10 protein-coding genes are annotated in these 13,899 nt (G+C 47.5%); 2 read left to right on the top strand and 8 right to left on the bottom strand.

Going from position 1 to position 13,899, the window contains the following annotated elements; genetic code table 11:
* Nucleotides 1–91: 91 nt before the first annotated feature.
* Together NKT06_RS04095 and NKT06_RS04090 are read right to left on the bottom strand one after the other, a co-directional pair.
* A complete protein-coding gene (locus tag NKT06_RS04095) occupies nucleotides 92–1,276 on the bottom strand; it encodes a DUF4317 domain-containing protein (RefSeq protein WP_253430265.1) in 1,185 nt (394 codons plus the stop codon).
* A 226-nt stretch (nucleotides 1,277–1,502) separates the two neighbouring features.
* Nucleotides 1,503–2,210, bottom strand: a complete 708-nt coding sequence (locus tag NKT06_RS04090) for a DNA alkylation repair protein (RefSeq protein WP_253430262.1) — start codon at nucleotides 2,208–2,210, stop codon at nucleotides 1,503–1,505.
* A gap of 514 nt (nucleotides 2,211–2,724) precedes the next feature.
* Here NKT06_RS04090 and NKT06_RS04085 point away from each other — a divergent pair.
* On the top strand, nucleotides 2,725–3,888 hold the full coding sequence (locus tag NKT06_RS04085; RefSeq protein WP_253430260.1) for a glycoside hydrolase family 27 protein: 1,164 nt from the start codon (nucleotides 2,725–2,727) through the stop codon (nucleotides 3,886–3,888).
* 206 nt (nucleotides 3,889–4,094) lie between these two features.
* Here NKT06_RS04085 and NKT06_RS04080 read toward each other — a convergent pair whose 3' ends face one another.
* Nucleotides 4,095–4,904, bottom strand: coding sequence for a helix-turn-helix domain-containing protein (locus tag NKT06_RS04080; protein WP_253430257.1), 810 nt, complete (start codon nucleotides 4,902–4,904; stop codon nucleotides 4,095–4,097).
* A gap of 115 nt (nucleotides 4,905–5,019) precedes the next feature.
* On the opposite strand from NKT06_RS04080, the gene NKT06_RS04075 reads away from it, so the two are divergent.
* On the top strand, nucleotides 5,020–6,555 hold the full coding sequence (locus NKT06_RS04075; protein ID WP_253430254.1) for a carboxylesterase/lipase family protein: 1,536 nt from the start codon (nucleotides 5,020–5,022) through the stop codon (nucleotides 6,553–6,555).
* A 160-nt stretch (nucleotides 6,556–6,715) separates the two neighbouring features.
* Here the strand turns inward: NKT06_RS04075 and NKT06_RS04070 are convergent, their stop codons facing one another.
* The 5 genes from NKT06_RS04070 to NKT06_RS04050 are packed head-to-tail and all read right to left on the bottom strand — an operon-like array spanning nucleotide 6,716 to nucleotide 13,837.
* Complete coding sequence (locus NKT06_RS04070; protein WP_253430251.1) at nucleotides 6,716–8,047, bottom strand: glycosyltransferase; 1,332 nt, start codon at nucleotides 8,045–8,047, stop codon at nucleotides 6,716–6,718.
* Nucleotides 8,010–9,053 carry a glycosyltransferase gene (locus NKT06_RS04065; RefSeq protein ID WP_253430246.1) on the bottom strand — a complete coding sequence of 348 codons (1,044 nt, stop codon included), beginning with the start codon at nucleotides 9,051–9,053 and terminating at the stop codon, nucleotides 8,010–8,012. The genes NKT06_RS04070 and NKT06_RS04065 overlap by 38 nt, the downstream gene beginning before the upstream one ends.
* A 22-nt stretch (nucleotides 9,054–9,075) precedes the next feature.
* Nucleotides 9,076–10,785 (bottom strand): ATP-binding cassette domain-containing protein, encoded by a 1,710-nt coding sequence (locus tag NKT06_RS04060; RefSeq protein WP_253430242.1) that lies wholly within the window; start codon nucleotides 10,783–10,785, stop codon nucleotides 9,076–9,078.
* Nucleotides 10,785–12,551, bottom strand: a complete 1,767-nt coding sequence (locus tag NKT06_RS04055) for an ATP-binding cassette domain-containing protein (protein WP_253430239.1) — start codon at nucleotides 12,549–12,551, stop codon at nucleotides 10,785–10,787. The genes NKT06_RS04060 and NKT06_RS04055 overlap by 1 nt, the downstream gene beginning before the upstream one ends.
* Nucleotides 12,548–13,837 (bottom strand): hypothetical protein, encoded by a 1,290-nt coding sequence (locus tag NKT06_RS04050; RefSeq protein WP_253430236.1) that lies wholly within the window; start codon nucleotides 13,835–13,837, stop codon nucleotides 12,548–12,550. Before NKT06_RS04050 ends, NKT06_RS04055 begins: the two co-directional genes overlap by 4 nt.
* Between the last annotated feature and the right edge of the window lie 62 nt (nucleotides 13,838–13,899).

Below are 13,899 nucleotides of genomic sequence, written 5' to 3'. Positions count from 1 at the left end.
ATAATGCCTAGGCTTGGGCTTTTTGCAATAGATGGTCGTTCATTCGTTCATTCGTACTTGTCCGATGATTTTACTTCATCATGGTCTACAATCAATCCTCATTTATAAGTTTTTCGGTATTAAGTGTAAATCCTTCAATCACAACATCTTCGTCCACTTCAATCATGATGCAACGTCTGCCTTGATAGTTCACCTGCTTCACATATCTCAGGTCTTGCGGGCTAACCGAAATCGTAGCAACCTTGGTCTCAATCTTAATGGATTTGGACGTAAACTTTGGCATAACACTGGTTGCTTTCATCTCATAATTCTTGTTGTCCACGATCGTTTCGAAGGCACGTTCCACTTTCTCCGTCGTCAGATCTTCCACACCACTTGCGGTCAGTACACGTTCCAGATCTTTATAATCCAGCTTCGGAGGTTCTTCCTCATGGGACTCTTCATTTATTTCGATAACGCGGTTGATCTCCTCATATACCTGTGCAATGGTGGCTGAATCGAGCTGTTCACCGGCCACTTCCTTGACGATATCTTCGAAGATCGCCCGTTCTTCCAATGCGGTTACGGATCTCTCGCCATTCAATACATTTTCAACAAAATGTGGGTCCGGGAAATTGGATTTCCCTGTGCAATATAGAACACGATTCACATCGGAGTAGTTGTCTGTCACGCTCGGGTACAGGAATCCTTGCTCTGGCGTGCTTAATTTGATAATCGGATCGACAATAATGTTGTATTTGAATTCTCTCTCCACGTAATCGAACAAGAGCGTTTTCCGCTGCTTCTCCGTGGAGTTCACGCTACACAGAATGAACGGATGGGCGAACACCTCATTCTTCTCGCTCTCTTCCGTGGCTTCGTTTCTAGCTTTGGTCGGCAGATAATACTGTCCACGCACAAACGTAGCTACCATGTCTCGCTCATACTTGGCATCCACCAGCATTCGATCCACGAGCAACAGCATAAGATCCTGCCATTCGTCCGGATCACCTGTTACCAGAGCCTGGTGAAGCAGTACCTGAGCCGGGTCCTCCGCCGCTTCCTGGAACTTCAACTCAAACAGCTTCTGATCCAGATCGCCTGTCAGCAACTTTTTGAAATTGCCCATGTACAGCTCCTGTTTCTCTCTGTCCACCAGTTCGAACGGGTGACGCTCCCAGTGATAGACCTCGTTGGTTTCCTTCGTAATATAGACATTGAGAATATCGTAAATATTCAGTAGATCGTGATCGAGTTTAAACTGCTTGCGTATATGCGCGACTTCTTTTTTATTCATATTGGATTCGGCAACTCCTTAGATATGTTTCTGGCTTTATTAGTATAAAGGATCGACAGAGAATTTGTTGACTAACTTGTTGCTTGACGGTTGCTAGATTTCAGTTACATATGCACGTGATATTCACAACAACACAAAAAGGGAGACACTCTTTACATGCATGCGAGCACCTCCTGTATGTGTTACATCCCTGATGTTCTAGTCTATCACATTACAGCGATTGCGATTAACATCTTACATATTTACGTTTGAACCCTGTCCGCCCTTTTTCCACTGCCTTTTGGATATTCTCGGAGGCATTCAGCAGCTTGCTCTTTGGCATGTCCTTATTCACTTCGACAGGTCCCACAGCCTTGGCCGTCTCCACCGCCTGTTCGTGCAGCGGTTGATAGGATGTTGCAACGGTATACAGGAAGTTGTTCATCGAATATTTCGTTCGTTCCGGAGATTCGTGAATCGTCTTTTTCACCTGTTCCAGCATCTCCGACAGTTTATTCTCAGAAAACTCACTATCCTTTCGACTGCCGAGCAACCAACAGTAACAGCTCCATCCTGCTGACATTTTCAGCTCGTCTCCGCTCGCGATCCACTTATCCGAAACTTCTTGAGCAATATCCGTCTCTGCCAATGTGACGGCAACGATGAAGTCAGAGATCATGTAAAAATAAGCAGCATCGATCCAACGGTCAAAATCAGCTTCCGTCATCGCTTGAGGATCGGCAATCACGCCAGCAAAATACATCGCATCATAATTCCCCGTCGCATATAGTTGCTCTGCCAAAGGTTGATCCTTTTTGATCCGCTTCGCCATTGGTTTCATCGCCCCGGTTGCCACGCCAAATAGCGGTTCATGCGCACCGTTGGAGATGTAGATTTTTTTCGTTCGTTCTTTACCCAGTGCTTCCAGCTCTTGCATCACTTCATCTAGATTCATTTCGTGACACTCCCCATCCTATAATTTATATATCTGATCATATCAACAGAAACTTATGTCTAACGAACAACCGATGGAAAATTACACATTAACCTATTCGAACCATTCTGCCATCTGCATAATCGTTCTATTGAGATTGTTACCTTTCGCATGATGAATTGCCACTGGAGTATTTTTCCTGAAAGAACAGAATACTATTCAGATTTTCCTGTTGCTCTGCCAACCTGTTTGAGCATTATTACCGATCATAGCATCCATAGCATCATTTCGTACAGATTCTCGAAAAGATAGATATAACTTCTGAGCAGACAGACATTTTTCCTTTCTTATGCTTCTACCGAACACTTCTGAATACCTGTCCAAAGTCTGATTTGAAGTGATCATTCCTCTCAGCACATCAGAGCAACATATGTCCATGTCCAAGCAACGTTAAGCTATGGTAGGAAACGTCGCTCATCGTTTATGTTCAGTTTAGTATTGTTAACGAAACTGAGAAGAGGAAGGATGCGAAATCATGAGCAACAATCAAGTGTTAGGCTTTGCCCCTGCTCTGGGCTGGAATTCGTGGAATACCTTTACGTGGGATATTAACGAACAATTAATTCGGGATGTCGCTGATGTATTCGTATCGGAAGGTTATCTGGCCGCTGGCTATGAGTATATCGTAATCGATGATTGCTGGAGCCTGAAGGAACGGGATGCGAGCGGCAATCTGGAGGCTGACCCGGAGAAATTCCCCAGTGGAATGAAAGCGCTCTCTGACTATATCCATAGCAAAGGACTAAAGTTCGGCATGTATTCATGCGTGGGTACGCATACTTGTGCCGGGTATCCAGGCAGCTTTGAGCATGAATTCCAGGATGCCGCCCTTTTTGCCGAATGGGGCGTTGATTATTTGAAGTATGATTACTGCTTCAAGCCGCGACATATCTCAGGCGAGCTGCTGTACAAACGGATGAGCCTGGCGCTCAAAAACTGCGGACGCGATATCCTGTTCTCCGCTTGTAACTGGGGAGCCGACGACGTATACGACTGGATTCGGGAATCGGGTGCCCACATGTACCGCTCCACTGGCGATATCCGCGACAACTGGGACTCAGTGAAGGAACTTGCCCTGTCTCAATTGGGGAAACAAAGCTACACCGGCTCCTTCTGCCATAACGACATGGATATGCTAATCGTTGGTATGTACGGTGGAAGCAACAATGATTATATTGGCAGCATCGGCGGATGCAATGACATCGAATATAAAACCCACTTCTCCCTCTGGTCCATGATGGGTTCCCCATTAATGATCGGATGCGACGTGCGCAAGGCTAACCAGATCACCAAAGATATTCTCCTGAATCCTGACCTGCTTGCCATCAACCAGGATGTAGAAGCTCGCGGCGCTTACCGTATTAAACCAGAGCCGCAATGGTTTCACACAGACGATGTATTTATGCTGGTGAAGGTACTCACAGATGGTGATCTGGCTATTGGCTTCTTCAACCTCAGCGACAGCCAGCGGGAGTTGTCTTTGCAATTTTGGGATATGGGTCTGCCTTACGCTGCCGGTTATGCTCTGTCACTGTACGACTGCTGGGAACATGAAGAGATTGGCGTGTTCCGTGAACGCTTCGCTCCCGTTGTCGCAGCACATGATTGCCTCATCGTCCGGGCCAAACTGGTGAAATAGATGGCTCAACATCGCCTGTGCACTTCCTGTCAGGTTCCGCTCTCTTCCGACGATGTTGGCATCTACCTCAAATTGATCTCGCGCTCCGCCCAGCAATTTCTATGTATTGATTGTCTTGGAGTGAAGCTGAACAGTGGACGCGAACCTATTGAGAAGCTGATACGTTATTTTCGAGAGTCTGGGAACTGTGCCCTGTTCCGTTAACGTTATGCCTCGGTCTGGTGCAGCATCATGTATGCTGTTGGCGTATGTGAAGTTAATTTTTTGAATACTTTGGAAAAATATAACGGATCATTGTAGCCGACTGAGTAGGCTACCGATTGAATCGGTAGACCTGATGTCTTCAGCAACTCACAGGCGCGCTGGATTCGGCAGGAGGTAATATACTCCAGAACAGACTTGCCGGTTGCTCCCTTAAACAGACGAAACAAATAGCTGCGCTCCAGATTAACTGCCTTTACAATCTCCGTGACGGTCAGTGTCGGCTTCCAGTAGTTCTGCTCGATGTACTTTCTCGCCAGCCAGACATAATCCTTGGCGTCCACCTGCGGCTCCTTCGGATAATGCTCCATATAGTAGGAGAGCAACAGACGCAAACGCGCATCAGCCCGCAGCAATTCATAGGATGATGCACCTGCGTTCCAGGCAAGGTGAAAAAAAGGCTCCAGTGTCTCCGGTGAAATCGTCACCACGGGTTGTGCCTCTGAAAGCTGCGTCAGCCCCAGCAACCGCCCGGCATCCTCACCGCTAAACTCCACCCAGACGTACTCCCATGGATCTTGCGGGTCTGGATAATAATAAATCTCCTTTTGCGGAAATATGATAAAGCTTTCCCCCGTAACTAACCGAAAATCGCGGCCCCCCGTCTCCAGCGTCCCTTGACCGCGGATAATATAGTGCAGCGCATAAACGTCACGCACGCCTGGCCCCCATTGATGAGAATTAGCTGGCTTGTGACCACCGCTGATAAAGTACAAATTACTGGCTCTATTGCTCTCATGCCAAATCGGATTCAACCCTGATTCCCCCTTTCTATAGCAGCCTTGTTCTGGCGTTCGGTTTATCTTATATATCGTGATCAGATGGTCAGGTATCGTTATGCATGCTTAATCCAGAGAGGAGAATGTTGTGATGCTTAGAATGGTTACGGTAGAACATGGACAAGTGCAAGGATTGCCCGCGGCGGACCCGCGGATTACCAGCTTTAAAGGAATTCCCTTTGCTGCACCTCCTGTAGGTGAGAACCGCTGGCGTGCTCCGCAGCCGCAGTCGAACTGGGAAGGCATACTGCAAGCTTTTGATTTTGCCCCTATCTCCATGCAAGCCCCAACAGTCATCGATGATAACAATATCTATACCCGCGAATGGGCCGTTGACCCCGATCTGCCCATGGACGAGGATTGTCTGTATCTAAATGTCTGGACACCCGCCAAGCGCACGGACGAGAAGTTACCTGTCTTTGTCTGGTACTTTGGCGGGGGCTTACAAGTCGGCCATACGGCCGAAATGGAATTTGACGGCGAGCGAATCGCTCGTAGAGGTATTGTCGTCGTGACGATTAATTATCGGCTGAATGCCTTTGGTTTCCTGTGTCATCCCGAGATTAGCGCCGAATCCCCCCATGCACCCGCCAACTTCGGTCATCTCGATCAGCAAGCGGGCACGCAGTGGGTCAAACGCAACATTGCCGCCTTTGGCGGTAATCCAGACCAGATCACGATCGGTGGACAGTCGGCAGGCGGGGGAAGTGTACTCAGCCAAATGACCTCTCCGCAAAATAAAGGTTTGTTCCAGCGAGCCGTCATCATGAGCGGTATGGCTACAGAGTTGTACCCGAAGGTCCGCGTGCCTTCTATCCGTTCCACACTGCGGGATGCAGAGCAGGCCGGGGTTGCATTTTTCGACTTCCTGGGCGTATCCTCCCTGGCTGAGGCGAGACAACTGGATGCTGAATTTCTCCGTGACAAAGCACTCGAATATAAAAGCTTCTGGGGAACCGTCATCGACGAACAATTCTGCGCAGGCGATTCGTTTACTCGTTTTGTTCAGCAGGAGCGCGAGGCGATCCCCGTAATGCTGGGGCATACGTCTTCCGAATTCTGGACCCGTCCCGCCGCAGCCAATCTGGAAGAACTGAAACAGATGGCTGCGGAGCTGTTCGGCGAGGATGCTCCTGCCTTTTTGCAGCTATGTGAGGCTGATACCGGCCAATTCGAGCATGCCCTGCAACAGGCATCGGTCCGCATGATCCAACATGCCATTCTGCTCGCCATCCGCGCGAACAGCGGTCATGCGTCTGAAACGCCTCTCTATTATTATAACTTCGACGCCGAGATTCCGGGATGGGACCAGCCGGGAACATTCCACTCCGTCGATCTGTGGTTCTTCTTCGAGACACTGGCCAAATGCTGGCGGCCTTTCACTGGAAAACATTATGATCTGGCCCGCCAGATGTGCAATTATTTGTCCAATTTTATTGCTACAGGTGACCCGAACGGTTCAGATTCCACCGGAAAACGGATGCCTCATTGGATTCCTTGTACTACGGAACAGCCGTATCTCATGGAATTTGGCGATCAGTCTCAATTACAACAGATTAACCCTGGACCTGTGCTTGAATTTGTAATTGAGCAGTATTTCAAAAAGCAGCACGAACTCTCTGTATAAAATATACCGAATTACTTGTCCAAACACACAGGTTACAAGAAAGAACCCTGCACATCTACAACCTGCAGGGCTCTTTCTTGTATACATTCATCAGCTTCCATATAGCAAATCGGCTGCACGAAGGCTGATCGCAATAGACAAGCAGGGATATAAGAAATAACTAAGTCGTCATAGCAAGACGTGTTATATCATATACACCCGTCTTGCCAATGCGTCTGATTGGTTCTGCATTAAAGCCAGTCGGTAACTGTTCGCCAACAATAGGCAACATTTCAAGACTTAGACCCGTTGTGTCCAGGAGATAGACTTGCTTAGCGATGCGTAGCAGTTCATCCAGCAGGACGATCAGCAGGGTCAGCGGAATAACTTTCCAGACATCCGTAATCAAGGCCATTTGATAGTAATCATCCTCACAAAAATTGACAAAACCTGCTTTGTAGTCGGTGTGAACAGCAGGTCGCTCCGTTCGAATGAGTTCAGCATTCTGCTGATTACACGCAAATACATCCGTAATGCTCAACCTGTCGATGAACGGAGAGGACATGTATCCTACTGCTAATCGTCTACCTTCTTGGTTAGAATCAATGTCGCTTGGTTCAATGTAATCATAATCTTGGGGAAGATATTGATCAGCTACATTAAACTGCGCAAGCAACATTTCATAATTTAAAGTCTCGTTTACATAAGACAGCTCAACGGGAAGCTCCTGATGCAGCCTGACAAAATGTAAATGATTCTTCCGGCTCGTCATCTGCACAGGATTGAATTGTTCATGAGGCAGATGGAGGGCTCGGAGCGAAGGGTCCGCACGGAAATGCACGCCTGCTTTCCACAACCGGTAACCCAATTCCAGATCTTCGTGCCCCCAACCTTGAAAAGATTCATCAAATCCACCAATGTCTCTCAATATACGGGTCTCCACTGAAACCATACTTGTCCAAAAAAACGACCACGGAGCAGAACTTCGATCCAGGTCATTTTCGTAAAAGTCGAACCGCATTTGTCTGGAATCCGGATAGGTCTTCAGCATTGGATTACGCAGGCAAGCCTCCGGATGTTCCGACAAAGCAATCGATTGCAGATATCTAGCGATTGGATGTTGATCATCCTTTTGATTCATGCCATGAACCGTACCTAAGCCCACCGTACCTTTATATCGACTATGAAAATCAATGATATTACGAATGAGATCGGCACCGATCAACACCCCAGTATCCAGATATACACATATCTCATGCTTGGCAAGGTGCAGTCCCATATTACGCGCAGTTCCTGCCCGAAATCCCAGATCCGTTTGATAACAATATCTCAAATCCAGGTACGATTCAAAAGAACAGGCAACCTTTTGCGTATCATCACTTGAGCCATCGTCACAGACAATCACTTCAAATAAGGACTTATCGGCCTCTTGATGCTGCAAACATAACAAGGTCCGCTCCAGCAAATCTGATCGATTATATGTAGGAATTATGACCGTAACTCCCATTCCCATACCCCACACCTCCTCTCACTTTTGAGTGAAAAGTTTCAAGAACACAGGATACCAAATGATCCACTGCGGTTCCATCGTATGCATAGGTTTGAAGCCGGTCCTGACCACTCAGAATTTGATAGGCATAAGAAGCAATTAAGTCGGAGTCCATATCGGCTTCCTGAAGCCACCGGATGTAACCTCTCTCCCCCATTTGTTTGGCGTACACGATATTGCTCGGGTTTACTTCCTCTCTCCGAGGAATCGCAATGGCCGGAACACCTAGTGAGGCGAGCTCCCATAATGTCGTATGCCCGCCCCGGCACACAACAAGCGAGCTGCTTTTCACTTCGTCTATAAAGGAGCCCGGGTCTGCTATAAAATGTGTTGACTCATCGCCCAGTCGTTGCAATGATCTCGTTAGAGTTCCGCTGTACACAAGCTTGACATAAGCTTGTTCATCCTTTAATGCCGCTATAACTTTTGTAAAAAAAGGAACATCCACAATGGTCGCTGAGCCTGACGTAATGACAATCTTTTTCTCCCTGGTACAGGTCGCTGCCGGAACTTCGACCACAGGGCCGACAAAACGGATTTTGTCCTGAATGGAGACTGGTATCGGGAACATCCAGTGCTCCTGTATATCCACAATAGCAATTCGATCAGCCATCTGTAGAAAATCTAGCGTTTCCTGTTCATCTTCAAGCCAATTCGTAATGAAACAGGTTGGAATTCCCAGACTTCTTCCCATTGGAAGTACAAGCAGCTCCTCATCTACAACAATGCCGTCCGGTTGTGTGCGACGTATCAAGTCCAGCAGTTTGAACATTCGCTCGGCACTGCTACCGGCTGACGGCAGCTCCAAATCAATCAGATCACCCGAATATACCAATCGTAAATATTGGAATCCGGAGGAATAGGATGCGATGATCACCTCGTGATTTAACTGCATAAGTCGCTTGGCGACAAGCAAATCCCGCTTCGCATGCCCGAACCCGTTCCCTCGCGATATGATTAATATTTTCATAGGTACTTCCCCTTTCCGGGCTTCACCCGACGGATGCCACACTCCCCTGCTTGCGTAACAAAGCAACCTGCGCTCCGTACATTTCACGAAATACGCCATCCTCCTCCAGTAATTGCAAGGGGGCTCCTTCCTGGACAATCTGTCCGTTAGCCATGACATAGACCTTGTCACAGTGCATGACTGTGCTGACCCGGTGTGCAATCAGCAGAGTCGCTTTTCCCTGAGCCACAAATTGTTTAATGCTTCTGACGACACTTTCCTCTATCATCGGGTCCATTGCAGCCGTAGGTTCATCCAGTACCAGCATGGTTTTGGTATTCGCCATCGCCCGGGCAACCGCCACACGCTGCCACTGCCCTCCTGAAAGTTCGGTTCCGTCTGAATATCCCGCACCCAGCCGTTTGTCTCCACTTTGCTCGATGATGTCTTGTACAAGCAGCTGTGCAGTATCGCTCCAATCACGATGCAGCCCGATGTTCTGCTGAGCAGTCAACGGAAATCTGGCGAAATCAGCATAAGCAACGGCGACCGATTGCAACCTGCTAGTACTCAAGCTCGGCTCCCCGTCTACCCACACTTCGCCTTCCTCCGGCTCAAGCAGGCCGCATATAATATTACACAGCGTTGTTTTCCCTGCTCCGTTCTCACCCACCAACCCGACAAGTTCACCTGTTCGGAAATGCATGCTCACTTCGGTAAGCACAGGTTTGTCGCTATTTGGATAGGTGAAGCTGACTCCCGATAATATAATTTCCCTGTCCGCTTCCTGTGATGAAGCTTCGGCATTGTCTGGAACATCGGTTGACAGAAACCGGGTGAGGTTGGATGCAACGAGCAGTTCACTGGTAAACAATCGAAGCTCAAGTACAAAAGCATTGGCCTTGCCAAGCAATTCATCAATGAGTTGAAAAGCAATAATCAAACCGCCGATGGAGGAACTGGCTGTCAGAATCGATACCATGTAAGCTACAGAGATGAGAAGAAGCTGACCAATCTGCATCAGTCCAGTTGTTTTTTGGGATGTCAGAAGAAAGGATTGGTTGGTCTTGCTAATTTCAGTAAATGTATTCCTCCAGAGGTTCACGATATAAGGCGAATACCCAAACAACTTGCGTTCTTTACCCAGTTGAACATCCATGATTGTACTTCGGTAATAATTTTCACGGATACGCTGACCTGATAGCTGATTCTCGACGTTAAACATCTGCCGGCCGAGTTTGTATTGTTTGAACACAACAAAGGCAAACGTCACAATCATCACCACACATCCGATCTTTGTGACAAACCATAAAGCTGTGCCCAAACTGATCAGCATGACTCCTGCACTGAGTACATCCAGGCCTAATGTAAGGATTCGGTGCCCCCGGTCCAAACCGTTCGCCGCCTTCTCAGCCGATTCGGAGAACGATGGATTCAAGAGCTTTTGATATGGCACTTCGTTATATCGATCAACATATAAATCTTTCGCCGACCGCCCTATATGAATACGCAGCCCCTCCAACGCTACCCCATACAACGAGTCCATGACCTTTTCTCCAATAGTTGCAGCCGCAAACCAGGCCATCAGCATGATCATCCGCTCAACATTAACACCGGAAATAACCTGCTGGACCGCATATCCAAACAGGAATATTCGCAGTGCAGGCAATATACCAGTCAAGAACGTCACGGACAAAGCGAACAAAAACCATGGAATGATCTTTCGTTTGTTTTTGACTCGAATCAGCCACATTAGGCAACGCCCCCTTCTCCCTCTTCCTTCGGTGCTTCCATAAAAGAGGAAGAAGCTTTCCACATCGCTTGATAAGGCTCACAGGTCTCCAATAATTGCTCATGAGTTCCGTAATCCCTAATCTCGCCCTGATCCAGCATGAGAACCGTATCGGCAAAAACGCAGCCCACCAGACGGTGAACGACAAATAACACCGTATAGCCCTGTAGTCTGTTAGTAATGGATTCCAGAATGCTTAATTCATTGGAAGGGTCCAATTTCGACGTTGGTTCATCCATAATAACGACAGATCCAACACGGTAGATCGCTCTGAACATGCTTCTTGCTAATGCTAACCTCTGCCACTGCCCCTCCGACAGATCCGATCCACCGACTTCTGGCCATAGCTCTGTTTGCTTTCCTTGGGGTAACTTATCTACAAAATGGGCATTGGTCAGTTGTAGCGCTTCGGCAATGCCTTCCGTGTGATCCTTGCGGTTAATATCGCCCAGATAGACATTCTCTGCAACGGATAATTTATAACGTCCATAATCTTGCAGGCAATAACCCCCTACAGCCTCCGACTCTACTGAACCATGGTCCGGCTTCAAGAGCCCAGCAAGCATAAGCATCAACGTGCTCTTGCCGGAACCGTTAGCACCTACGATGGCAACTTTGGCCCCGCGGGGAATATCAAACGTAATGTTATTTAATACATTGCGATTCCCGTCATAACTGAACATTAACTGGCGAACAGATAACGCATGGGAAGATATCGCAAGCTCTTCATTATGGATGGACATATCTGCTTCTGTCTTGGCCTGTTGATCTTGTGGCTGCTCCATTAGTTCGGCCAAAAACATCTTTCGACCAAGCCAGTGCTTACCCTGACTCAGGACCATGCTGAGCAGTTGTTCAAGATGCAGACCGCCAATGAGTAACGCCGCAACTTCTCCGGGATTCAGGGTACCTCGCCATAGTTTCCATAATCCCACGAGCAATACAACTGATGTGACTACACCGCTGCCAAGTTGACCCATCAGCCTGTAACAACCTGCCCGGATTGTTTGCTTCATCGATAATTGTGCAATCCGGTTTTCCTCTGTCCGCCACTTTCCCTTTATCCAGCCTGCTATCCCATAAACACGCATTTCTTTGGCGGATTTGAACGTCGTTAGCATATCCAGAAACGTACCTTCAAGCCTTGATATTTCCGAGATATCCTGAAGAAAGGTAGACTCCGACACGGCAGCTTTTTTCATCAAAAACACATTTAGTGCTGTTCCACCCAGGATCAGAATGGGAGCCCACCAGGCAACCTCCAACAAAATCCAGGTCAAGGAAAATCCCGTCACGATGACCTGAAGCAATGCGGATAAACCATCCAGTCCTCCATGATAGATGGAACTGACCGATTCCGATGTGCTCGAAATCCGATTTCGAGTTGCTGCAAGCAGCATGTCATTTTCTGTTCTGCGATTCACGTTATCGAACAAACGAGTAGACAAATTATGATAGACATGATCTTTCACTCTTCTCAAAAAATAGGGCTGTACAACGTTCAGCAGAATCGCAACCGTGCCTGCCCCTGCAATAATTCCTATGTAAGCTAATGAAGCGTTGCGGTCACCATTAGCCAATTGGTTAACTGAATGCTTGATCGCCCATATCATAAAACCAGGCCATACCCCGAGAGCTAGAATAAGGGATAGTAAAATCCAGATGGCCCGATCCCCAGCCCGGATAATCATCCATATTTGGACAAATCCGGCGTGTATACGGCTCATAATATTCTCCTTCCCGAGGCAGAATCTACGAAAGCGATCGGTGTATGAATCTGTGATAAATCAGATGTCTCTATGAAATAGCCCGTATCAGAGCGGGCAGAGGGACACAACATGACAAATCTCCATGATTCGCCAAGCTCCACATCGATGAGCAGACATAGCGTCTTCGTGGTATCGAATTGTTCCAGACCTGTCATATGCTCATAGTCCAAAACAGCACCATCGTGACTTTTCCGCATACGGTGCCGGGAACAGATTTCTTCGGCTTTGACGGAATTCCACGGTAAAACCAGAAATGGCGTCACTTCGCTTCGTCCGTTCTCCATATCTGAATCGACGATATCATAATAGTCTCCAATCCACCGGGTACTCGCCAGAAGCGCGAACGGGTCCTGAATGGAGACTCGGGACTTCATTTGGATGGTATGCACGACCGTTGAAGGTATTTCTTGCTTGGTCTCTTCCAGATTTGGTGGTGGCCAGTTGGTATTGAGATGATCTATATATTGAATCAGATGGTCGCCAAAACCGACTTTACCGGAATATTGCGAAAGTGCCCAGCGATAGATCAATCGATCTTCTTCATGAAATACAAAATCCAAATTGGTACTGAAAAAATGATCAACTTCAGTAAGAATGACTACGGATACCAAGTTGATCAGGTGTGGCTTCAATCCTTCCTTTATTTCACCGTATTCACCAGCATGTGCATCCAGCCACTCTTTGACGAGATAATGAATGCCACCTCTGGCGAAAAAGGACTCGGTCAAATTAAACTGATTCCATAGATGAAGCGGCGGTGCACCAAAAGCCAAATGTACGGATGTAGACATCGCTTTGCTAAGGCTGGCCCCGAATCGTCCAATCTGCGGAGGCGGCATAGTTGATAGAGGGTAAAGCTTCAGCTCTACGACTTCGGCAATGTTGTAATTTTGGATCAGAGGGGCGATATATTCCTTAATGGCTTCACATTGGGTAGCCAAATGATTTTCATATTCAGCTACAACGTTATAATCCCTACTTTCGACAGATGCACTTAATATTCGTTTCAACAATTTCACTTCCGGCCCATTCTCTACAGCCAGCATATCTCTCAGGAACAAACTGCCCCAGTGTCGATAAACGTTCGAACGAAGTCCCCGATTACGGATTAGATTTAACAGCGCTGGCGGATAATTTCGTTCCTCTGGAACAATCCATAATCGATCTTGCCTTAACTCGTTAATCGCTCTGCAAAGTTCTGATAACAGTGGATATCTCCCAACCCGTACATGAAGTGTCGGCATCACATTCCGACTTCCCTTCCAGTCTGATACTACATGTCAACGCAAGTATCATCCCGCTTGCG

Source organism: Paenibacillus sp. 1781tsa1 (genome assembly GCF_024159265.1).
Lineage (GTDB): Bacteria > Bacillota > Bacilli > Paenibacillales > Paenibacillaceae > Paenibacillus.
Note: the sequence above shows the minus strand (reverse complement) of the source record. Positions and strands in the feature narration are given on the sequence as shown.